Origin of the sequence: Pseudomonas sp. FP2338, from assembly GCF_030687515.1 — a bacterium.
Taxonomy (GTDB): domain Bacteria; phylum Pseudomonadota; class Gammaproteobacteria; order Pseudomonadales; family Pseudomonadaceae; genus Aquipseudomonas; species Aquipseudomonas salomonii.
In genome coordinates, this window is record NZ_CP117436.1 from 1,708,829 (window position 1) to 1,728,996 (window position 20,168).

Annotated in this window: 23 protein-coding genes, 1 tRNA gene and 1 pseudogene; 17 read left to right on the plus strand and 8 right to left on the minus strand. The window is 58.8% G+C overall.

The genetic code is table 11. The features are described 5' to 3' along the window. The first annotated feature begins 58 nt into the window (after window positions 1-58). The 4 genes from rpoE to PSH96_RS07745 all read left to right on the plus strand — a co-directional run bounded on the left by rpoE (window position 59) and on the right by PSH96_RS07745 (window position 3,910). Window positions 59-640, plus strand: a complete 582-nt coding sequence (rpoE, locus tag PSH96_RS07730; RefSeq protein WP_003172477.1) for an RNA polymerase sigma factor RpoE — start codon at window positions 59-61, stop codon at window positions 638-640. A gap of 32 nt (window positions 641-672) precedes the next feature. Beyond that, complete coding sequence (locus PSH96_RS07735) at window positions 673-1,260, plus strand: sigma-E factor negative regulatory protein (protein WP_034096393.1); 588 nt, start codon at window positions 673-675, stop codon at window positions 1,258-1,260. A gap of 16 nt (window positions 1,261-1,276) precedes the next feature. Further along, entirely contained in the window at window positions 1,277-2,236 is a 960-nt protein-coding gene (locus PSH96_RS07740) for a MucB/RseB C-terminal domain-containing protein (RefSeq protein ID WP_305458565.1), read from the plus strand. A gap of 234 nt (window positions 2,237-2,470) precedes the next feature. After that, window positions 2,471-3,910: a DegQ family serine endoprotease gene (locus PSH96_RS07745; RefSeq protein ID WP_305458566.1), complete on the plus strand. Its 1,440-nt coding sequence runs from the start codon at window positions 2,471-2,473 to the stop codon at window positions 3,908-3,910. Between the two features lie 67 nt (window positions 3,911-3,977). Here PSH96_RS07745 and PSH96_RS07750 read toward each other — a convergent pair whose 3' ends face one another. Further along, complete coding sequence (locus PSH96_RS07750) at window positions 3,978-5,411, minus strand: M48 family metalloprotease (protein ID WP_305458567.1); 1,434 nt, start codon at window positions 5,409-5,411, stop codon at window positions 3,978-3,980. Between the two features lie 95 nt (window positions 5,412-5,506). Between PSH96_RS07750 and PSH96_RS07755 the strand changes: the two genes are divergently transcribed. Continuing rightward, window positions 5,507-5,746 carry a sulfurtransferase TusA family protein gene (locus tag PSH96_RS07755; RefSeq protein WP_010212198.1) on the plus strand — a complete coding sequence of 80 codons (240 nt, stop codon included), beginning with the start codon at window positions 5,507-5,509 and terminating at the stop codon, window positions 5,744-5,746. A gap of 30 nt (window positions 5,747-5,776) precedes the next feature. Then, window positions 5,777-6,847: an AI-2E family transporter gene (locus PSH96_RS07760; RefSeq protein WP_017137334.1), complete on the plus strand. Its 1,071-nt coding sequence runs from the start codon at window positions 5,777-5,779 to the stop codon at window positions 6,845-6,847. A 144-nt stretch (window positions 6,848-6,991) separates the two neighbouring features. Here PSH96_RS07760 and PSH96_RS07765 read toward each other — a convergent pair whose 3' ends face one another. Next, window positions 6,992-7,465 (minus strand): peroxiredoxin, encoded by a 474-nt coding sequence (locus PSH96_RS07765; protein WP_056857366.1) that lies wholly within the window; start codon window positions 7,463-7,465, stop codon window positions 6,992-6,994. A 10-nt stretch (window positions 7,466-7,475) separates the two neighbouring features. Continuing rightward, window positions 7,476-8,036, minus strand: a complete 561-nt coding sequence (locus tag PSH96_RS07770; RefSeq protein WP_017137336.1) for a glycine cleavage system protein R — start codon at window positions 8,034-8,036, stop codon at window positions 7,476-7,478. A 273-nt stretch (window positions 8,037-8,309) separates the two neighbouring features. On the opposite strand from PSH96_RS07770, the gene dapA reads away from it, so the two are divergent. The 5 genes from dapA to PSH96_RS07795 all read left to right on the plus strand — a co-directional run bounded on the left by dapA (window position 8,310) and on the right by PSH96_RS07795 (window position 11,998). After that, window positions 8,310-9,188 (plus strand): 4-hydroxy-tetrahydrodipicolinate synthase, encoded by an 879-nt coding sequence (gene dapA, locus PSH96_RS07775; protein ID WP_017137337.1) that lies wholly within the window; start codon window positions 8,310-8,312, stop codon window positions 9,186-9,188. Between the two features lie 17 nt (window positions 9,189-9,205). Then, a complete protein-coding gene (gene bamC / locus PSH96_RS07780) occupies window positions 9,206-10,321 on the plus strand; it encodes an outer membrane protein assembly factor BamC (RefSeq protein WP_305458568.1) in 1,116 nt (371 codons plus the stop codon). A 4-nt stretch (window positions 10,322-10,325) separates the two neighbouring features. Further along, a complete protein-coding gene (locus tag PSH96_RS07785; RefSeq protein ID WP_219266250.1) occupies window positions 10,326-11,084 on the plus strand; it encodes an MBL fold metallo-hydrolase in 759 nt (252 codons plus the stop codon). Between the two features lie 27 nt (window positions 11,085-11,111). Next, window positions 11,112-11,825, plus strand: a complete 714-nt coding sequence (gene purC, locus PSH96_RS07790; protein WP_017137340.1) for a phosphoribosylaminoimidazolesuccinocarboxamide synthase — start codon at window positions 11,112-11,114, stop codon at window positions 11,823-11,825. A gap of 83 nt (window positions 11,826-11,908) precedes the next feature. Beyond that, window positions 11,909-11,998, plus strand: a tRNA-Ser gene (locus tag PSH96_RS07795). 385 nt (window positions 11,999-12,383) lie between these two features. On the opposite strand, the gene PSH96_RS07800 is transcribed toward PSH96_RS07795, so the two are convergent. Both PSH96_RS07800 and PSH96_RS07805 read right to left on the minus strand, forming a co-directional pair. After that, a complete protein-coding gene (locus tag PSH96_RS07800; protein ID WP_069788564.1) occupies window positions 12,384-13,610 on the minus strand; it encodes an MFS transporter in 1,227 nt (408 codons plus the stop codon). 398 nt (window positions 13,611-14,008) lie between these two features. Then, window positions 14,009-14,881, minus strand: a complete 873-nt coding sequence (locus tag PSH96_RS07805; RefSeq protein WP_305458569.1) for a DUF6216 family protein — start codon at window positions 14,879-14,881, stop codon at window positions 14,009-14,011. Between the two features lie 274 nt (window positions 14,882-15,155). On the opposite strand from PSH96_RS07805, the gene PSH96_RS07810 reads away from it, so the two are divergent. The 6 genes and pseudogenes from PSH96_RS07810 to PSH96_RS07835 form a co-directional block, all read left to right on the plus strand. Beyond that, window positions 15,156-15,410 (plus strand): hypothetical protein, encoded by a 255-nt coding sequence (locus PSH96_RS07810; RefSeq protein WP_305458570.1) that lies wholly within the window; start codon window positions 15,156-15,158, stop codon window positions 15,408-15,410. Window positions 15,411-15,553: 143 nt separating this feature from the next. Beyond that, on the plus strand, window positions 15,554-16,105 hold the full coding sequence (locus tag PSH96_RS07815) for a cytochrome b (protein WP_056857344.1): 552 nt from the start codon (window positions 15,554-15,556) through the stop codon (window positions 16,103-16,105). Between the two features lie 40 nt (window positions 16,106-16,145). Next, a complete protein-coding gene (locus tag PSH96_RS07820) occupies window positions 16,146-16,697 on the plus strand; it encodes a tetratricopeptide repeat protein (protein ID WP_305458571.1) in 552 nt (183 codons plus the stop codon). Window positions 16,698-16,757: 60 nt separating this feature from the next. After that, window positions 16,758-17,255: an RNA polymerase sigma factor gene (locus PSH96_RS07825; protein WP_305458573.1), complete on the plus strand. Its 498-nt coding sequence runs from the start codon at window positions 16,758-16,760 to the stop codon at window positions 17,253-17,255. Continuing rightward, window positions 17,252-18,019 (plus strand): anti-sigma factor, encoded by a 768-nt coding sequence (locus PSH96_RS07830; RefSeq protein ID WP_305458574.1) that lies wholly within the window; start codon window positions 17,252-17,254, stop codon window positions 18,017-18,019. Before PSH96_RS07825 ends, PSH96_RS07830 begins: the two co-directional genes overlap by 4 nt. Beyond that, window positions 17,935-18,273 (plus strand): annotated as a pseudogene (locus tag PSH96_RS07835) (histone deacetylase family protein); the annotation flags it as partial. The gene PSH96_RS07830 and the pseudogene PSH96_RS07835, both read left to right, overlap by 85 nt. A gap of 90 nt (window positions 18,274-18,363) precedes the next feature. Here the strand turns inward: PSH96_RS07835 and PSH96_RS07840 are convergent. From PSH96_RS07840 to PSH96_RS07850, 3 genes are read right to left on the minus strand one after another with little or no spacing between them, the layout of a single operon-like run. Beyond that, window positions 18,364-19,242, minus strand: coding sequence for a hypothetical protein (locus PSH96_RS07840; protein ID WP_305458575.1), 879 nt, complete (start codon window positions 19,240-19,242; stop codon window positions 18,364-18,366). 50 nt (window positions 19,243-19,292) lie between these two features. Continuing rightward, window positions 19,293-19,607, minus strand: coding sequence for a type II toxin-antitoxin system RelE/ParE family toxin (locus tag PSH96_RS07845; protein ID WP_305458576.1), 315 nt, complete (start codon window positions 19,605-19,607; stop codon window positions 19,293-19,295). Next, window positions 19,604-19,885 (minus strand): type II toxin-antitoxin system ParD family antitoxin, encoded by a 282-nt coding sequence (locus PSH96_RS07850; protein ID WP_370694356.1) that lies wholly within the window; start codon window positions 19,883-19,885, stop codon window positions 19,604-19,606. The genes PSH96_RS07845 and PSH96_RS07850 overlap by 4 nt, the downstream gene beginning before the upstream one ends. Window positions 19,886-20,168 lie beyond the last annotated feature (283 nt).

Consider the following 20,168-nt stretch of genomic DNA (forward strand, 5'->3'; position numbering starts at 1 on the left):
TTTGCAAGCCTGATCGTTTAGTTATGCAAGCCTCCTTCGAGTACAACGAGGAGTGTTCATGCTAACCCAGGAAGAGGATCAGCAGCTGGTCGAGCGCGTTCAACGCGGCGACAAGCGAGCATTTGATCTGCTAGTGCTGAAATACCAGCACAAAATTCTCGGGTTGATCGTGCGGTTTGTGCACGACACCCATGAAGCGCAGGACGTTGCACAGGAAGCCTTTATCAAGGCGTACCGTGCACTTGGCAATTTTCGCGGTGATAGTGCGTTTTATACGTGGCTCTACCGCATCGCCATTAACACGGCGAAGAACTATCTGGTGTCTCGCGGCCGCCGCCCACCGGACAGTGATGTAAGTTCAGAAGATGCAGAATTTTACGATGGTGATCACGGCCTCAAAGATCTCGAGTCGCCGGAACGTGCTTTGCTGCGCGACGAGATCGAGGGCACCGTTCATCGCACTATTCAGCAACTGCCAGAAGATTTGCGTACGGCGTTAACTTTACGTGAATTCGATGGTCTCAGTTACGAAGACATTGCGAGCGTCATGCAATGTCCGGTGGGGACTGTAAGGTCACGGATTTTCCGGGCCCGGGAAGCCATCGACAAAGCCTTGCAACCGTTGTTGCAGGAAAACTAAAGACAGCGGCGACAGCCAAGAGAGGAACCGCCATGAGTCGTGATGCCCTGCAGGAATCGCTGTCCGCAGTGATGGATAACGAAGCGGATGAACTGGAACTTCGTCGGGTGCTCAATGCATTTGATGATGCCGAAACCCGTGATACCTGGTCTCGTTACCAAGTCGCTCGGGCGGTGATGCACAAGGATCTACTAATCCCTCGTCTGGATATTGCTGCGGCCGTTTCTGCCGCGTTGGCCGATGAAGCCGTTCCGGCAAAAGCTGCTCGTGGTCCATGGCGTAGCCTGGGTCGCTTGGCAGTAGCAGCCTCGGTGACTGTTGCCGTGTTGGCCGGTGTTCGCCTGTACAACCAGGACGAAATCGCCGGTGCCGAACTGGCCCAGCAGACTCAGCAACCGGTCATGGCCGGTCCGCAAGTCAAAGGCCCAGCGGTACTGGCCGGCTACAAGGAAAGCTCTGATGCCACTGGCCCTATGGCCAACGGCGTACTTCAAGGGCAATCCGGCTGGCAGGACCAGCGTCTTCCAGGCTACCTGCGCCAACACGCACAGGAATCGGCCTTGAAAGGCACTGAAAGCGCTCTGCCATACGCTCGTGCAGCCAGCCTGGAAAACCGCTAAACAGCTAAGGGGCCCTATGCGCGCCATACCGCTCCTTACGCTTTTGCTCAGTGGTTGTTTTGCACTATCCGCCCATGCCGACGAAGCCCAAGACTGGCTGACTCGACTTGGGCGTGCAGAGCAGCAGCAAAGCTTTGCAGGTACGTTCGTCTACGAGCGTAACGGCAACTTTTCTACCCATGACATCTGGCATCGCGTCCAGGACGGTCACGTCCGTGAGCGGCTGTTGCAGCTCGATGGCTCTGCCCAGGAACTGGTGCGGGTAGACGGTCGTACACAATGTGTCAGTGGCACCTTGGTTGCCGGCCTTGGCAACTCGCCTGATGCGCCTTCGCGCGCTCTGGATCCGCAAAAACTAACTCAATTCTACGAACTCGCCGTCATTGGCAAATCTCGCGTGGCCGGTCGAAATGCGGTGATTGTGTCGATTACTCCCCGTGATCAATACCGATATGGCTTTGAGTTGCACTTGGATCGTGAAACTGCGCTGCCGCTGAAGTCCCTGTTACTCAATGAGCAGGTCCAGTTGTTGGAGCGCTTCCAGTTCACTCGACTGAACACTTCGGCTGCGCCGTCAGATCGTGACTTACAGCCCAGCAGCGAGTGCTCACCTGTGGCTGTTTCCAGCACCAAAGCACCCGAAGTGCCCGCCACCCACGCATGGCATCTGGACTGGTTGCCTCCCGGCTTTCAGCTCACCAGCAGCGTCTCGCGAAAAGATACTCAGACCCACGCCACGGTCGACAGTCTGATGTATGACGACGGGCTTGCACGTTTCTCAGTGTTTCTTGAGTCCACCGACGGTGCGAGTGTGAGCGAAACACGCACGCAGCTTGGCCCAACGGTCGCCGTGTCGCGCCGACTGAACACGGTCGATGGCGAAGTCATGGTGACGGTTGTCGGCGAAATTCCCATCGGCACTGCCGAACGCATCGCGCTGTCGGTGCGCGGCGAAAAGACCGCCGCCAAGCCATGAGTCGTTAATCCTATGTTCATCCTGACCTTTCAATGTGAGCCTTTGCGTGGTTGGGGGCTGAGAGCATGAAATTTCTGGATCAGTATTTTCACTTGCAAAAAATCCCCATGTTTTTTATAGGTCAGAGCTTGTCGGCTCTGACCTTATTTTGTTCGCGGAACAAAAATGCCGGTCGAAGTTTTCGGCGTTTCTTGAACCCTGTCGCTCAACCCTGCTCGTCGTAACGGGAGCTGTATGTCGATACCACGTTTGAAGTCTTACCTAACCATAGTCGCCACGGTATTGGTGCTGGGTCAGGCAGTGTCCGCGCAAGCGGTCGAGCTGCCTGACTTCACCCAACTGGTGGAGCAGGCCTCGCCTGCCGTGGTGAATATCAGTACCACGCAGAAGCTGCCCGATCGCAAAGTCTCGAACCAGCAGATGCCTGACCTGGAAGGCCTGCCGCCCATGCTGCGCGAGTTCTTCGAGCGCGGTATGCCGCAACAACGCTCCCCGCGTGGCGGCGGTGGCGGTCAGCGCGAGGCGCAGTCCCTGGGCTCGGGCTTCATTATTTCGCCTGACGGTTACATCCTCACTAATAATCATGTGATTGCCGACGCTGACGAAATTCTGGTGCGCCTGGCCGACCGCAGTGAGTTGAAAGCCAAGCTGGTGGGCACCGACCCGCGTTCCGACGTGGCTTTGCTGAAAATCGAAGGCAAAGACCTGCCCGTACTGAAACTGGGTAAATCCCAGGACCTTAAAGCCGGGCAGTGGGTAGTTGCGATCGGTTCACCGTTCGGCTTCGACCATACCGTGACCCAGGGCATCGTCAGCGCCATCGGCCGCAGCCTGCCAAACGAAAACTACGTGCCGTTCATCCAGACCGACGTGCCGATCAACCCGGGTAACTCCGGTGGTCCACTGTTCAACCTGGCGGGCGAAGTGGTGGGGATCAACTCGCAGATCTACACCCGCTCCGGTGGCTTCATGGGCGTGTCCTTTGCCATCCCGATCGACGTGGCCATGGACGTTTCCAACCAGCTCAAAAGTGGTGGCAAGGTCAGCCGTGGCTGGTTGGGCGTGGTGATCCAGGAAGTGAACAAAGACCTGGCTGAATCGTTCGGCCTCGACAAGCCGGCCGGTGCCCTGGTCGCGCAGATCCAGGACGACGGCCCGGCTGCCAAAGGCGGCCTGCAAGTGGGCGACGTGATCCTGAGCATGAATGGCCAGCCGATCATCATGTCCGCCGACCTGCCGCATCTGGTAGGCGCTCTGAAAGCCGGCAGCAAAGCCAAGCTGGAAGTGATTCGTGACGGCAAGCGCCAGACCGTTGAGCTGACCGTCGGCGCGATCCCGGAAGAGGGTGCAACCCTGGATGCGCTGGGCAACGCCAAACCAGGCGCTGAACGCAGCAGCAATCGCTTGGGCATTGCCGTGGTTGAGCTGACCGACGAACAGAAGAAGAGCTTCGACCTCAAGAGCGGTGTTGTGATCAAAGAAGTCCAGGACGGCCCAGCTGCCCTGATCGGCCTGCAGCCGGGCGACGTGATCACCCACCTGAACAACCAGGCGATCAACTCCACCAAGGAATTCACCGACATCGCCAAAGCGTTGCCGAAGAATCGCTCGGTGTCGATGCGCGTGCTGCGTCAGGGCCGTGCAAGCTTCATCACCTTCAAGCTGGCCGAGTAATCCGCTAGCTCATTAAAAAGCCCCGCTTTCGGTTAACGAAAGCGGGGCTTTTTTGTGGGCGATGGCTTTAGCTCATCATCCCTTTCACCAGGCGTTCCTGTTCGATCAGCTCACGCTGGCGCGCGTCGATGCGCGAGGACAGCGGGAAGTTGTTGCCGGCCCGACGCTTGGCAAAGTCCAGTTGCTGAATGGCCTGCTTGAAGTCACCCACCAAAGCAAAGTACTCGGCGCGCGCCTGATGCAGACCAATGATGTTGCCGGACAGGCCGCGAGTCTCTGCCACCTGGTACCACACATCCGGATCATCGGGACGCGACTTGAGCAACCCGTCCAATGCCTTTTCAGCTTCGGCATTACGGCTCTGCTTGAGCAGCACATCGATGCGTATCTGATTCAGCGGATAGCTGCCGGGGTACTGGGCCAGCATCCGATCAGTACGTTGCTGGGCATCCGGCAGATGGTTGCTGTCGATATCCAGCTCGATCTGCGCCAGGTTGTAGGTAATGTCGTTGGGCGCCTTGGCCAGCAGCGGCTGCAAGCTTTCCCGCGCCTCTTTGAACTGGGTACCCTTGATCTGCGCGATGGCCAGGCCATAACGCGCTATATCGTTTTTCGGGTTCTCGTCCAATTGCGCCTGGAAGCGCTTGGCGGCCAGCCCCGGCGTGTCTTCGTATTGCAACTGCACCCGTGCGCGAATCAACTGGTAGCGCAAGCTGTCTTCCTTGCCGCCCTGCTTGGCTTGCTCGGCACGGTTGCGGGTGTCGGCGATCCGCGATTCGGTCACCGGGTGAGTCAGCAAAAATTCCGGTGGCTTGGCATCGAAACGGTATTGGCGCATCAGGCGTTCGAACATGGTCGGCATGGAGCGTGGGTCGTAACCGGCTTTTTCCAGATTGAGGATGCCGATACGGTCAGCCTCTTGTTCGTTCTGGCGCGAGAACCTGCGCTGCTCCTGGATAGCTGCCGCCTGGCTGCCCGCAATCGCGGCAATGCCGGCATCGCCCGCACCCGCCGCCGCCGCGATAATGCCGCCGAGCAGGGCGGCCATCATCGGGATCTGCATCCGCGACTGCGCTTCCACACCTCGCGCAAAGTGGCGTTGGGACAAGTGAGCCAATTCGTGAGCGAGTACCGAGGCATATTCGCCTTCGGTCTGGGCATTCAGGAACAGGCCGCCGTTTACCCCGACAATCCCGCCGGGTGCGGCAAAGGCGTTGAGTTGCGGGCTGTCAATGAGGATGAATTCCAGGCGCCGGTCATTCACCTGGCTGGTCTCCACCAGCTTGTACACGCTGGTTTCGACGTAATCCTTGAGCTGCGGGTCATTGAGCTGCGAGACCTGGCCACGCAGGTAGGCCAGCCATGCGCGGCCCAGTTGGAATTCCTGTTGCGGCGAGACAATGGCAGAACTGGCGTCGCCGAGTGACGGCAGGTCGTCAGCGAAGGCCGGGGAGGCCAGCAGGCAAGCCAGCGTCAGCAGGGTAGGGCGCAAAAAAGTCATGCACAAAGCCTTTCGACAAAGAGCTTACTGTAGCCGGACACTGAGCTTCGGACCAGATATTCTAAGCACCCCAAACGCATGCCTGGAGCAAACCGATGACCGACGCTGTAGCCTTTGACGCCGAACTCGATGCCAGTGGCCTCAATTGCCCGCTGCCCCTGCTCAAGGCCAAGCTGGAACTCAACCGCTTGGCCAGTGGTGCCGTGCTCAAGGTGATCGCCACGGACGCAGGCTCCCAGCGCGATTTCCGCACCTTTGCCAAACTGGCCGGGCACACCCTGCTGCACGAAGAAGATGCCGCCGGTGTGTACCGTTACTGGTTGCGCAAGGCCTGAACTGTTCGCCCCACCACCCGAGGTTGATTGATGTTCAAAGTGTTACGAGACTGGATTCAGCGCTATTTTTCCGATGAAGAAGCGGTGGTGCTGGCCGTCCTGCTGTTCCTGGCCTTTACCGCCGTGCTCACCTTGGGCGGCATGCTGGCGCCGGTACTGGCGGGTATGGTGCTGGCCTACCTGATGCAAGGGTTGGTCACTACCCTGGAGCGTCTGCGTTTGCCCGGCGGTGTGGCGGTAGGGCTGGTGTTTGCCCTGTTCATGGGGCTGTTGGTGGTGTTTATCGTCGTGGTGCTGCCATTGCTGTGGCATCAGTTGATCACCTTGTTCAACGAGTTGCCGGGCATGCTCGCCAAGTGGCAATCGCTGTTGCTGCTGTTGCCGGAGCGCTATCCGCACCTGGTGTCGGATGAGCAAGTGTTGCAGGCCATTGAAGTGGCGCGCGGCGAAATCGGAAAATTCGGACAATGGGCGCTGACTTTTTCCCTGTCCAGCCTGCCGCTCCTGGTCAACATCATGATCTATCTGGTGCTGGTGCCGATCCTGGTGTTCTTCTTTCTCAAGGACCGCGCAATGATCGGCCGCTGGGTCAGCGGCTATCTGCCGCGTGAACGGGCGCTGATCACCCGAGTGGCCGAAGAAATGAACCGGCAGATTGCCAATTATATTCGCGGCAAGGTCATTGAGATTGTCATCTGTGGCGGCGTCACCTACATCGCGTTTGTCGCGCTCGGGCTGAACTACGCGGCGCTGCTGGCCTTGCTGGTGGGCGTGTCGGTGGTGGTGCCGTATGTGGGCGCGGTGGTGGTGACCGTACCGGTGATGTTGATCGCGTTGTTCCAGTGGGGCTGGAGCGATCAGTTCATCTACCTGATGGCGGTGTACGGGATTATCCAGACCCTGGATGGCAACGTACTGGTGCCGCTGCTGTTCTCGGAGGCCGTCAACCTGCACCCCGTGGCGATTATCTGCGCGGTGCTGTTGTTTGGAGGGCTGTGGGGGTTTTGGGGTGTGTTTTTTGCGATCCCGCTGGCGACGCTGTTCAAGGCCGTGCTGGATGCGTGGCCGCGGCAAGAGCCGGTGGTGGCGCCGCTTTTGTAACAGCAACCTTATTGTGGTGAGGGGGGTTGCTGCCGCTGAGTTGCGTAGCGGCCCCCTAAAAGCGGGAGCGCTTTGCACTCCAGCGCGAGCAAGCTCGCTCGCCACAACAAGCTCGCTCGCCACAGCAAGTTGGCACAGCAGGGGTCAAGCTTTATTCAATGCCTGCGCCGCCGCCAGCACCGCATCCACATGGCCTGGCACTTTCACACCACGCCATTCCTGACGCAGCACGCCGTCCTTGTCGATCAGGAAAGTGCTGCGGTCCACGCCCAGGTATTCCTTGCCATACAGCTTCTTCAGCTTGATCACATCAAACAGCTGGCAAACCACTTCGTCCTTGTCGCTGATCAGCTCGAAGGGGAATTCCTGCTTGGCCTTGAAGTTCTCGTGGGACTTCACGCTGTCTCGCGACAGGCCAAACACTTCGGTGTTGGCGGCCTTGAATGCAGCGTACTGGTCACGAAAACCCTGGCCTTCGGTCGTGCAACCCGGGGTGCTGTCCTTCGGGTAGAAGTAGATCACCACTTGTTTGCCCTTGAGGGCTGCCAGGCTAAAGGTCTGGCCGCTGGTGGCCTGGGCTTCGAAATCGGCCACGGGTTTGTCGATGGCTACCGGCATAGGTACTTCCTTACATTGGGTTCTGTGGGCGCCATGGCTCGATCAGCGCGTCGAGGTTCAGGGCATCGGCGAAATCCAGGAACTGGTCACGCAGCCAACTGATCTGCACGCCGGCCGGCAAGGTCACGGTGAACGTGGCGTTGAGCATGGTGCCGCCGGTTTGCGGGGCCTGGTAGGTGTCGCAGGTGAGGTTTTCCAGCTCGACGTTGTGGTCGATGAAAAACTGGCACAGCTCATTGACGATGTCCGAGCGGTAGGCCGAGCTGACATACGCCACGTAAGGCAGGGCCTGCGGACGGTTTTCCAGGGCGGCGCTGCGCACCACGTTGACGGTGAAGTTGTGCTTCTTGGCCAGGCCTGGCAGGCCGGTTTCGAGGCGCGCCAGGGCGTCCCAGCTGCCGGAAATCTGCAGCACCAACGCGCTGCACTCGCCGTGGCGGGTGAGGCGTGATGTCACGACGGCGCAGCGGTTCTCATGGCTGGCGCGGCACAGGACGTTGGTCAGCTCCATGGGGTTGGCGCCGAGGGCACTGATAACAAGGAATTGTTCGCGAACTGTGGGGGTGGACATGCAGCCTTCCTAAAGCGATGAGCGGTCGATACCGTGTGGGCCGTATCGATCAAAGGATGAAGGGTAGCGAAAACCATCGCCAAGGGCTAGGAGGTGGCGTTTTCATTACGCGATCGGTCTGATTTCAGCGTGCTTCAAGCCGCGCTTTGGCCCAATGATGGCATTGCCCGTCGTTTAGTTGCCCCAGAACGCATCCTCAGGCGGTACTTCGCTTGTACAAGCATCTTGGCGCCAGTACCATTACGGCTCTCTTTTTCCGGCAGGAGCGGTTGCATGATTGCGGGCAGTATGGTGGCACTGGTCACACCCATGGATGCACAAGGTCATCTCGACTGGGACAGCCTTGGCAAACTGGTGGACTTCCACCTGCAAGAAGGCACCAACGCCATCGTGGCGGTCGGCACCACAGGTGAATCGGCCACCCTTGATGTGGAAGAACACATCCAGGTCATCGAATTCGTGGTCAAGCGCGTGGCGGGCCGCATTGCCGTAATCGCCGGCACGGGTGCCAACTCGACGCGTGAAGCGATCGAGCTGACCAAGAACGCCAAGAAAGCCGGCGCCGATGCCTGCCTGCTGGTAACCCCGTACTACAACAAGCCGACCCAGGAAGGCTTGTACCAGCACTTCAAGGCTATTGCCGAAGCCGTCGACATCCCGCAGATCCTCTACAACGTTCCTGGCCGCACGGCCTGCGACATGAAGGCCGAGACCGTGATCCGCCTGTCCACCGTGCCGAACATCATTGGCATCAAGGAAGCCACCGGCGACCTGCAGCGCGCCAAGGACATCCTGGCCGGCGTGAGCAGCGACTTCCTGGTGTATTCCGGTGACGACGCAACGGCGGTGGAACTGATCCTGCTGGGCGGCAAAGGCAACATCTCGGTGACCGCCAACGTCGCGCCGCGCGCCATGAGCGACATGTGTGCCGCCGCTATCGCCGGTGACGCCGTAAAAGCCCGTGCGATCCACGAGCAACTGATGCCGCTCAACAAAACACTGTTTATCGAATCCAACCCTATTCCCGTGAAATGGGCGCTGTTTGAGATGGGCTTGATGCCGGACGGTATCCGTCTGCCGCTCACCCGGCTCAGCGAAGCCTGTCACGAACCGCTGCGACAGGCCCTGCGCCAGTCCGGCGTCCTGGTTTAATTGAGGAAGCACTACGCATGAAGCGATTGGCCGGACTTTCCGCACTTGCCTTGATTATCTCCAGCACCAGTGGCTGCGGTTGGGTATGGGGCCCGGAAGGCTACTTCCGTGACCGCGGCAGCGATTACCTGGAAGCACAAGCAACCAAACCGATGCAACTGCCGCCGGACGTCAACGTCGCCAAGCGCCTTGACCCGTTGCTGCCGATTCCGCGCAACGTCGCCGACGACACCACCAAGGGTGAGTACGTGGTGCCCCGCCCGCAGCCGATCTCGGCCGTGGCGGACACCAGCGACTACAGCCTGCAAAAGAGCGGCGACAACCGCTGGATCATGGCTCAGCGCCCTCCGGCTGAAGTCTGGCCAGTGGCAGTGCAGTTCTTCCAGGACAACGGTTTCAGCATTGATCAACAACGCCCGCAGACCGGTGAGTTCACCACGGCATGGCAGCACGGCAGCGAACTGTCCGCCAGCATGGCCAAGCGCCTGCAGGCGAGCGGTGTAGCACCCGACAGCGAAGCCCGTGTGCGTGTGCGCATCGAGCCAGGCGTGCAGCGTAATACCAGTGAAGTCTACGTGGTCAGCGCCGAGCGTCCTGCCGGCAGCACTGCCAACGTCGATTTCACCCCGCGCTCGGTCAACATGGGCGTTGACGCCGCGTTGGTCGACGAGATGCTGGCCAGCATGAGCCGTATCTCCGAGAAGGGCGGTTCGGTTTCCCTGCTCGCCGCCGGCAACTTCGACACGCCTAACCGCGTCAGCCTCACCGAAGACGGCAGCGGCAACGTGGTGCTCACCCTGGGTGAAGACCTCGACCGTGCCTGGGCCAGTGTTGGCCGCGCGTTGGAACAGGGCCCTTGGCGCGTTGAAGACATCAACCGCAGCCTGGGCCTGTACTACATCAACGTAGCGGAAAAAGCCGAGAAGAAAGACGACGAGCCAGGTTTCTTCGGCAAATTGTTCGGCAGCAAGCCGACCAAGGAAGAGGTTGAAACCCGTGCCGAGCGCTACCAGGTTCGCCTGAGCAAAGTGGGCGAGAGCGTGCAAGTGACCGTCGAGAAGAACATCAACACCGTTGCGCCGGCTGAAACAGCCCGCAAAGTGTTGGGCGTGATTCAGGACAACCTGGGCTGATCCGATGCGTTTTGCCGTTCTCGGCAGCGGTAGCCAAGGGAACGGCACGCTGGTCGCACATGACGACACGTATGTGCTGGTGGATTGTGGTTTCTCGTTAAAAGAAACCGAGCGGCGCCTGCTGCGCCTGGGGGTTCACCCCGCGCAGCTGAGCGCAATTGTGGTGACCCACGAACATGCCGACCACGTGCATGGCGTGGGTTTGCTGTCTCGGCGCTACAATCTTCCGGTGTACCTGAGTCGCGGCACCTTGCGCGGGATGCGCAAACCCATAGAACCCGCAGGTTTCCTGGCCGGTGGCGAGACGCTGCAGGTCGGTGCGTTGAGCATCGACGTGATTGCCGTAGCGCACGACGCCCAGGAACCGACGCAGTATGTATTCAGTGGCGGTCAGCGGCGTTTCGGCGTACTCACCGACCTGGGCTCCTACTGCTCCAAGGTACTGGACGGTTACCGTGACCTCGATGCCTTGATGATCGAGTCCAACCACTGCCGCGACCTGCTGGCACGTGGTCATTACCCCTACTTTCTCAAGCAGCGGGTAGGCGGCGAACTGGGACATTTGAACAACCACCAGGCGGCGTACCTGGTGTATGAGTTGGGCTGGCAAGACTTGCAACACCTGGTCCTGGCCCACCTGAGCAGCAAGAACAACCTGCCTGCGCTTGCGCGGCAATGTTTTGTCGACACCCTCGGGTGCGACCCGGACTGGCTGCAACTGGCCGATCAAGATTCAGGGCTAGATTGGCGACACATCGCCTAGCCCACCCTTTAGCAAGCGGAGCCCATCATGGAAAAACGTGAAGAACTCTACCGCGGCAAAGCCAAGTCGGTATACAAGACCGACGACGCCAACCGCCTGATCCTGCTGTTTCGCAACGACACCTCGGCGTTCGACGGCAAGCGCATCGAACAGCTTGATCGCAAAGGCATGGTGAACAACAAGTTCAACGCCTTCATCATGCAAAAACTCGAAGCGGCCGGCATTCCGACCCAATTCGACAAACTGCTGGGCGACAACGAGTGCCTGGTCAAGAAGCTCGACATGATCCCGGTCGAATGCGTCGTGCGTAACTACGCCGCCGGCAGCCTGGTCAAGCGCCTGGGCGTGGAAGAGGGCCTCAAGCTCAACCCTTACACGTTCGAGCTGTTCCTGAAGGACGACGCCAAGGGCGACCCGTTCATCAACGAATCCCACGTCGTGGCATTCGGCTGGGGCACCGCTGAGCAGCTGGTACGCATGAAAGAGTTGTCCCTCAAGGTCAACGACGTGCTGAGCAAGCTGTTCGACGACGCAGGCCTGCTGCTGGTCGACTTCAAACTCGAATTCGGCGTGTTCCACGACGGCACCATCGTCCTGGGCGACGAATTCAGCCCGGACGGCTGCCGCCTGTGGGACAAAGCCACCAAGAAGAAGATGGACAAAGACCGCTTCCGCCAGGGCCTCGGTGACGTCATCGAAGCCTACGAAGAAGTCGCCAATCGTCTCGGCGTACCGCTGTAATCGACGCAAGCATCTGATAGCACGGAAAAAAATCGATTTTTTGGTTTGCTTTCGCGAAACACACTGTTATGATGCGCGCCGTTGGAGAGATGCCAGAGTGGCCGAATGGGACGGATTCGAAATCCGTTGTACCTTCACCGGTACCTAGGGTTCGAATCCCTATCTCTCCGCCATTATTGAATAACGAAAAGCCCCTGAAATGGTTGAACATTTCAGGGGCTTTTTCGTTATTGCGAGCCTGGCGCTGATGACACGTACGAAGTTTGGATCGCGATAGGTGTAGGCCACCCGTTAGGGCTTAATCTTGATGAGATAGCCGAAGGATTTCCGTACGTAATCGGTAACCCGTTACGTATGAGGATTCTGTTTCGGTTGTCGGAAGATACGAATTTGAGCCCTCATTCATTGGCATGGCTGAGTGAGAGCGACACCGACAGTTCGAAATACAAGTCAATCATCGCGATGGCAAAGGAAGCCAAGGCTTCTTGTGATCACTGAAACAAAAAAAGCCTGCCGAGCTCAATGCTCAGCAGGCTTTTTAGTGGTTAACGAGTCGTATCAGCCCGGCTGCGCCGCCAAGCTATTACTCACATTACGCCCCAACACCAGCACGGTCACAAACCCAAGCCCTACCAGCGCGGTGGCCAGGCTCAAGAGCATTGCGCTGCCCATCTGGTCCACGATCCGGCCGCCAAAGAACGAACCCAAGGCGATGATCACCTGAAACAGGGCGACGAACAGCGGCATGCCGCGTTCGACGTCTTTAGGTGCGACCACGAACATCCAGATACTCGCGCAGGCCGGGAAGGCGCCGAAGGCGAAGCCCCAGAGTGCGATAAGCATCGCGGCGCCGGTCATGCCGGTGGCGAAGTGAGGGAACAGCGCGGTGCTGGTGCCGATCATCAGCGCGACCAGCAGCAGGGTGTGGCGCACGCTGCGGTTGGCGGCGAAACCGGCAAAGACGTTGCCCATCACGCCGGCCACGCCATATAGCAGCAACAGTGAGCCGATGGTCGGGCCATCGAAACCGGAACTGTTTTTGAAGAACGGCGCGACATAGGTGTAGGCAGCAAAGTGCGCCAGGCCGATCAGCAGCACGGCGATCAAGCCGACCCGCGCTTGTGGGTTGATAAACAAGGCCGGTAGGTCACGGATCTGGATGGCTTTTTCCGGAGTGAGTCGCGGCAGCAGGAACACCTGTGCCAGCAATACAGGCACGCCGACAATCGCGGTCACCAGGAAGGTCATGCGCCAGCCCATCAGGCCGCTGAGCCAGGTGCCGACGGGTACGCCCAGCACGGTGGCCAGGGTCACGCCCATCATGATGATCGAGGTGGCCTTCGCTACGCCCACGCCCTTGGGCGCCAAGCGGCCGCTTAGAGCAATGGCCGTGGCCCAGAAGCCGCCGATGCTGATGCCCAGCAGTACACGGCCGAACAGCAGCAGGCTGAAGTCGCTGGCGTAGGCCACCACCGAGTTGGCGATGATCATGATCAGCGTCAGGCCGATCAGCAGGTAACGACGGTCCATTCCCCCAATGATCACCGACAGCAATGGCGCGGCGAGGGCGGCCATGATGCCGGGCAGCGTGACCATCAGACCGGCGTGACCGGCACTGATGCCCAGGTCGCTGGCGACGTCGTTGAGCACGCCCACCGGCAGAAACTCACTGGTTACCAGGGCGAAAGCGCCTACGGCGACCGAGAGAATCGCCAGCCACTGCTGTTTGACACTTTGTTGATTATGTTCAGGACGGCCGCTGTGGGCCTGGCTGGGGCTTGGCATGGTGTCGGTTCCAGAAGGCATGTCGCCTGAAGCCAGGCGAAGGGGAGGGAAAGTGGAGGCGATTATAGGAACCGGTGCTGGCAATCACACAGGCGCTCGTTTCGATAATAACCATCAGTGCAATCGATTCGACGCTCTGGGGCGGCCTTTATGGCCTGTGAGCCGGCTTGCTATGGCAAGTAGCCTTGTGGCGGGCAGGCTTTTTGTGGCGAGCAGGCTTGCCCTGCGTCGGGCTGCGTAGCGGCCCTGAAACCTGCCGCCGCGATCTTCCTCCAGGCACTGGGCGCCTGGGATGGGGCGGCTTCGCCGCCCAACGCAGGGCAAGCCTGCTCGCCACAAGAGGCCTGCTTGCTACATCAAGGCTGCCACAACAGGCCTGCTTGCTACAGTGACAGTGTTTACGGTTGAGCGGCGCTCTCTGCGGGCGTATGGGTGCTCTGCGCGGTCATCTGATCATGGAGTTTCCTGGCTACGCCCAAACGCGAGAGCTTGGTCAAGATACAAAAGACCGCAAATATCGACAGGCAGGCGATGAACAGTAAAAAGCCTTTTTGCTCTTTCAATCCGGTTTTTACGTTTTCAGCGTAGGTGGGCGAAAGAAATAGCGTGCAAATGGTATTGATGGTGCTTTCGGAGAAGTCCTCGTTATAGAACTTTTCCAGTGCCGTCGGTGATTTGCACTCGTCCACAGACAGCGTTTCACTGGGCCAGAAATGGAATTTGGCGTTGTTTTCCGACAGATAGAAAGACGGCACATCCGCGGCTTTTTTCAACGACACCATCAGGTAGCTGGAGTCAGCCAATGGCGGCGTGATGCTGATAATCGCCAGGAAGAAGGCGCCCAACCCCAAAAACCAATTACGTTTGGAGGGTGTGATCATTGCCTCTTTAAGCGATAACTGAGTGAAGTCTTTCCAGTCAATATACTTTCTGACCCTGGCCACATCGTTGTAACTGAAGTGGTTATCAGTGATCCATTTATCCGCCTGCCGCGCGTGTTCCAGGTTTTGCGCTGGGATATTGAATTCGAACCGATAGTATTCAACTTCGCGCAGGTCTTTGCGGGTGGCTTCATATTTTGGGTTTTCAAACGTGGTCGAGCCACCGAAGAACCGCCACATCAAATCACGCAGAAAAATCAGCGAGCCTGAGCGCGAGTAGATATATAAAACCAGGGCACATATTGCCAGGCCACTGAGCAGCCCGACGATGGCGGCGTAGTTTTGGAATGTCCATGTGACGATATTGTCGTTGAGTGCAGGTTGAGACATGCAGGGTCATCCTTGAAGGGTTATTAGAGCGGCGCACTGGCAAAGTTGCCGTGACTGGCCGGGCGGAAATCTAATAAAAACAAGGCGACTTTTCAAACATTATCATTGTGTGAACATCGAACTGGGCGGGTACTACATAGCGCTGGAATCTTTCTTACATCTTTTAAAAACAAAGGCTACAGCCAGTTCGTTGCGAACGGATATTTAACTCACTATCTTCTGACTACGAGTCGTTCACTCGTAGGTTTTCCCTCAAACGCAAAGGAAATGCACCATGAGCAAAAACACAAAAAAGACCTCCAGCACGATGGCGACGTTGGCCGCCGAAACCTTGAATAATCCAAACGCCTCGACCATCGCCAAAAGCCTGGCCGCGTCGGCGCTGTCCCAGACCGGTACGGATAAGCAGACGAGCGCGCACATGGAGGAAAAAGCCGGCAAAGCCCTTCAAAGCGAGAAATACAGTGAGGAGACCAAGTCCCTGGCGGCATCGGTCCTCTCTCAAGCCAACAAAGAGCGTGGCAGCTGAGTCATAAACACCGCATAAAAACGCCCCGTCGCTGAATCAGCGGCGGGGCTTCTTCGTTTCCCGACCAGCAAAAATTATTCATCCCTCACCGAATAACTTTCGCCACTGCGGTGTTCACTCCACAGACCACCCAGGAAACGTCCATGAACACAGCATCCGACCGCTATGATCGCCTGACCCGCAGCTTCCACTGGCTGACCGCCGCAGTGGTGATCTTTATGTTTGCCAGTGCGCATATCTGGGAAAACCTGGAGAAGGGCACGCCGCTGCGCAAGGGCCTGCAATCGGTGCATATCTCGTTAGGTATCGCCATGGCGCTGCTGATTGCCGCGCGGATTGCATGGCGTATGTTCGGTGGCAATCGGCCCAGGCCCGACAGTCACCCGGCGCTTAACCTGCTGGCGAAATTGGCGCATGGTTGCCTGTACCTGTTGCTGGTGTCGCAGATGGTGTTGGGCTTTTTGTTTCGCTGGGCTCAAGGCGAGCCCTTCAATTTTTTCGGACTGTTTGCCGTGCCCGCGCCTTTTGTGATCGATCATGCCTGGCGGGGCACCTTGGGCGGCCTGCATAACAATGTGGCCTGGGCGATCATCCTGCTGGCTGGCGTGCATGCCATTGCTGCGCTCTGGCATCACTATGTACTGGGCGACAGCACCTTGCGCCGCATGTTGCCGGGCGCACGCAATGCGCTTTAACAGTGATGTTTCCTCCCTATTGTTACGGAGTAAGACAACCATGAAAGCTCGCCACCAACACCCCGTTACCTACCGCACCGCGCTGTTCTTCGGCGCTTGCCTGGCCGCCGCTTTGCTCGCAGGCCAGGCCCACGCGTCCGGGGATGAGTCGGCCCCGCTCAAGCCCAACTGCCCCAAAGGCCAGGTCTGGGACACCAAGACCGGTAAGTGTGTGCTGCAAACCAGTAAAGCCACCTCAGACGCCGACCGTACCGATTACGCCTACCGCCTGGCCAAGGACGGGCGCTTCGATGAGGCGCTGGCCTTGCTCGACACCCTGCAAAATCCCAACACCGCCAAGGCCCTCAACTATCGCGGCTACGCCACGCGCAAGCTGGGGCGCACCGATGAAGGCATTGGTTATTACCTCAAGTCGGTCGAACTTGACCCTAACTACGCACAGGTTCGCGAGTACCTGGGCGAGGCCTATGTGATCAAGGGCCGGGTCGACCTGGCGCAAGAGCAACTGGTGAAAATCAAAGCCTTGTGCAGTACCACCTGCGAAGAATACGAAGACCTGGCCGCAGCCATCGCCGCAGCGCCACAGGCTTGAACGCCGTGAACCTGTCCGCAGGAGGCAGCCATCGTTCGGGACGCTGAGTTTCGCCGCGAGTTGGGCCAGTTGTTGCCACGGTTGTGGCGATACGGGTGGGTGTTGTCGCGACAAAAACACCTGGCCGAAGACCTGGTGCAAGCCACCTGCGTCAGGGCCTTGGAGCGTGGCGGGCAATTTGTGGCCGGCACGCGCCTGGATCGCTGGTTGCTGGCGATCATGCATTCGATCTGGCTCAACGAACTGCGCTCGCAACGGGTGCGCCAAGGGCAGGGGTTTGTCGATGCCGAACAGGCATTGTCGTTTGATGGTGAAAGCCAGGCACAGGAGCAAATCCTCGCTGCGCAGGTGATCAAGCGCGTTAACGGCTTGCCCGAAGCGCAGCGTGAAACGGTGTTTCTGGCGTATGTCGAAGGGCTTTCATACAAGGAAATTGCCGAAATCCTGCAGATACCTATCGGCACGGTGATGAGCCGGCTGGCCGCTGCTCGCATTAAGCTTGCCGAAGCAGCCTCCCCGACAGCCCAGCAGGATAAAGCCAACGGAGAACGGCGATGAGCCACACCGACACACCGTCCGATGAGCAGCTAGTGGCCTATCTGGACGGCGAACTGAGTACCGACCAACATCAACGGATCGCCGACCAGGCCAGCGCTGACCCGGCGCTGGCCGCACGCCTGGACACACTGCTCTGCGCCGACTTGCCGTTCAAGGCTGCCTTCGACGCGGTGCTGGAACACGCCCCGACTGAACGCCTGCACGCAATACTCAACGCCTTGCCACCGGCACCGCCCCAAGCCTGGAGCCGTCGGCGTTTCCTTGCCGTGGCCGCGAGCTTCGCGGTGGCCGGCGTGGCGGCCGATCGCCTGTTCCTGGGGTGGCAGCGTGTTGAACCCGGCCAAGGCTGGCGAGCCTCAGTCGCCGAATACATGGCCTTGTACACGCCACAGACTTTGGAAAACCTCAGCTTGGATCCGGCATCTCACACGGCCCAGTTGACCTCTGTGGGCATACAACTGGGTGTGTCGTTATCGCCTGAGGCCGTGAGCCTGCCCGGCGCCGAATTCCGACGGGCGCAGATCCTCGACTATGACGGCGTGTTGATTGGCCAACTCACCTACCTCGACCCACGCCACGGCCCTTTGGCACTGTGCATCACCGCCAGTAAAAAGGGCGTGCAGCCGCTGGCCAGCGAGCAGCGCCGAGGCCTGAACGTGGTGTATTGGGCCAATCCTGCCCATGCTTTCATGCTGATTGGGCGAACCCCAGTGGAGGATTTGCAGCACATGGCCAATGGCGTCGAGCGGCGCTTGCCGGCCTGATCTCAGTGAGTCGTTTGCAGCGCGTCGCCGTGCTCGACACCGACATGCACCACGGTCAAGGTTTCCAGGAGATTTTCTACCAGCGGGGCGACGTGCTGAATGTGCTGATCCACGGCGCCCATGAAGCCGTGTTCTTCGAAAAACTCGAACTGACCCTGGCGGCGCTGAAGGGCTTTTCGGCGGATGCGCTGGTGTTGTCCCTAGGCTTTGAAATATACGAGCGGGACCCGCAAAGCAAAGTCGCGGTGACGCGCGTCTGGCTAGAGGTGGTGTCGCGATAGAAGATGTTCTGTTGATTTTATGACAGGTTCGCGAGCATTCAAATTGGCCTGTACTGCAAAATTTTAAGGCGACAGCGTGCGAGTCTCAGGCGTCAACTCCAACACCCGATCCCTCCCGCCTTCCGCCAGCAGATAAGTGCCTCGATCCGTCGGCACAATTGACTGCGGCGCCTTCAGGAAAGACAAAATCGTCTGTTGCCGCCCCTGCTTATCAATCAGCAACAACCTTGCACGGTGCGTCGAGTCTTCATTCACCCACAACCCGCGCTCATCGCACATCAAAAACGTCGGTTTGTTCAACCCCGACAGCACCACCGGATCGCTGCCGTCATCGGTCAGCTCGCGCACTACGCCTTTTTTCTTTTCGGTGTAGAGCATTCGGCCATCGGTGCAACGGGTGATGGATTCGCCTTCGTGCAGTTTGTCACGCACAACGGTCAGCGACTGGTCACCCCAGCGATAACGCAATAGACGCCCGTTGTCCTTGCGGTCTTCGATGGCGTAGAGGTCGTCGCCCTCAACCCACAGGCCTTGCACGTTTTCGCCGCGAAACAACTCGCTAACCACGCCATCCTTGAGAAAGCTGACCGGGGCGTTGCCGGTTTCCTGGCTGAAGACCCAGCCGCCGTGGGTGGCGAACATGCCGTCGGGTTTGGACAGGTTGCCCACTACCACATCGCGTTGCCCATCGGGATGGATACGCACGATGCTGCCTTTGGCGTCATTGAGTTCCTGGCTGATCATCAGCGAGCCATCCGGCATGGGCATCAATGAAGCGGCTTTGGGCACGTCACGGTGCACGGTTTGCACGCTCCAGCCAGTGGCAGCGCTGACGGGGTAGAAGCTTTGCCAGGCGAAAAAGCCCAGGGTCGCAACAGCCAGTAAACCGGTCAGGCTTAACCCCCAGCGCAAAGGTCGACGCGGGTTTGGGGTGTCAGTCATTTTTTCTTCCTTGTTTTTGGGCACGCCATCGGTGGGCGTGAGGCCTGCTCTCACCCATGATTCTGAAATTGAGCGGCGTAATCCTGGCCGCCGTAAAACACGCCCAGGATCGACACGGTTTTAGTCTCGGCGGCCACGCTGAATGCGATGGCGGTGGTGTGCCGGTAATGAGTGATGCGCAAGGCGGGTAGCAGGTCGTTACGGCATGTGCCGCGCAACGGAAACACGCCAAGGCTTTCGCAGTGGTTGATGATGTTGTCGACAAAACGTGCTGCAACAACGGGGGATTCGGTTTTGCTGATGTAGTCTTCAAGGGCGTCCAGTTGGGCTAACGCCTCAGGCGCAAAGGCTACCGTATAGCTCACGGTTTTTCTGTACCGGTTCGCTGGCGTTTGGCTGCCATGTGTTCGCGAACCTGCTCGGTGGAGAGCGCTCGGCCAGGGGCTGCCTCGAGAGTGGCGGCGGCGGGAATCACCTGGTCACGCAACCAGTCTTCCATGGCTCGGTCACGGGCCATAAGCGCCCTGAGGCCGTCGCGTATCACTTCACTTTCGCTCGCATATTCACCGGAGGTGACCTTGGCTTTGACCAGGGCGGCCATTTCGAGTGGCAAGGTAATACTCATTTGCTGGGTTGAGCGCATGTCGAAGCCCGCGGGCAGTGGGTAGGATTCAATCCTACTCGACCATTGGCGTGTTGCAAGGAGCAACTGACCGATGTCGGTGTCCGGCGTCTCATCGTCGATCCAAAATAGGTAGGGGTTCTGGCAGGTTTCCATGAGCGTTTCTCTCTCCGTTGAGTAACTCAGGACGCAAGTATTGACGCTTTTTCGCGACTGCGTGACGCCACTCGGCCAATAACGCACTGATATGTATGACTTCATATTTGTAGCAGGGTTATTAACGCAACCCGCCCCCGGCACGCAT

Bases quoted from the DNA above. Each gene is read 5' to 3' on its own strand.
- bamC (WP_305458568.1), top strand. From the start codon at position 9,206: ATGAAGCGATTGGCCGGACTTTCCGCACTTGCCTTGATTATCTCCAGC.
- PSH96_RS07765 (WP_056857366.1), bottom strand. From the start codon at position 7,465: ATGCCGGTAGCCATCGACAAACCCGTGGCCGATTTCGAAGCCCAGGCC.
- PSH96_RS07735 (WP_034096393.1), top strand. From the start codon at position 673: ATGAGTCGTGATGCCCTGCAGGAATCGCTGTCCGCAGTGATGGATAAC.
- PSH96_RS07830 (WP_305458574.1), top strand. From the start codon at position 17,252: ATGAGCCACACCGACACACCGTCCGATGAGCAGCTAGTGGCCTATCTG.
- PSH96_RS07785 (WP_219266250.1), top strand. From the start codon at position 10,326: ATGCGTTTTGCCGTTCTCGGCAGCGGTAGCCAAGGGAACGGCACGCTG.
- rpoE (WP_003172477.1), top strand. From the start codon at position 59: ATGCTAACCCAGGAAGAGGATCAGCAGCTGGTCGAGCGCGTTCAACGC.
- PSH96_RS07760 (WP_017137334.1), top strand. From the start codon at position 5,777: ATGTTCAAAGTGTTACGAGACTGGATTCAGCGCTATTTTTCCGATGAA.
- purC (WP_017137340.1), top strand. From the start codon at position 11,112: ATGGAAAAACGTGAAGAACTCTACCGCGGCAAAGCCAAGTCGGTATAC.
- PSH96_RS07745 (WP_305458566.1), top strand. From the start codon at position 2,471: ATGTCGATACCACGTTTGAAGTCTTACCTAACCATAGTCGCCACGGTA.
- PSH96_RS07770 (WP_017137336.1), bottom strand. From the start codon at position 8,036: ATGTCCACCCCCACAGTTCGCGAACAATTCCTTGTTATCAGTGCCCTC.
- PSH96_RS07810 (WP_305458570.1), top strand. From the start codon at position 15,156: ATGAGCAAAAACACAAAAAAGACCTCCAGCACGATGGCGACGTTGGCC.
- PSH96_RS07840 (WP_305458575.1), bottom strand. From the start codon at position 19,242: ATGACTGACACCCCAAACCCGCGTCGACCTTTGCGCTGGGGGTTAAGC.
- PSH96_RS07850 (WP_370694356.1), bottom strand. From the start codon at position 19,885: ATGCGCTCAACCCAGCAAATGAGTATTACCTTGCCACTCGAAATGGCC.
- dapA (WP_017137337.1), top strand. From the start codon at position 8,310: ATGATTGCGGGCAGTATGGTGGCACTGGTCACACCCATGGATGCACAA.
- PSH96_RS07820 (WP_305458571.1), top strand. From the start codon at position 16,146: ATGAAAGCTCGCCACCAACACCCCGTTACCTACCGCACCGCGCTGTTC.
- PSH96_RS07755 (WP_010212198.1), top strand. From the start codon at position 5,507: ATGACCGACGCTGTAGCCTTTGACGCCGAACTCGATGCCAGTGGCCTC.
- PSH96_RS07800 (WP_069788564.1), bottom strand. From the start codon at position 13,610: ATGCCAAGCCCCAGCCAGGCCCACAGCGGCCGTCCTGAACATAATCAA.
- PSH96_RS07805 (WP_305458569.1), bottom strand. From the start codon at position 14,881: ATGTCTCAACCTGCACTCAACGACAATATCGTCACATGGACATTCCAA.
- PSH96_RS07750 (WP_305458567.1), bottom strand. From the start codon at position 5,411: ATGACTTTTTTGCGCCCTACCCTGCTGACGCTGGCTTGCCTGCTGGCC.
- PSH96_RS07815 (WP_056857344.1), top strand. From the start codon at position 15,554: ATGAACACAGCATCCGACCGCTATGATCGCCTGACCCGCAGCTTCCAC.
- PSH96_RS07740 (WP_305458565.1), top strand. From the start codon at position 1,277: ATGCGCGCCATACCGCTCCTTACGCTTTTGCTCAGTGGTTGTTTTGCA.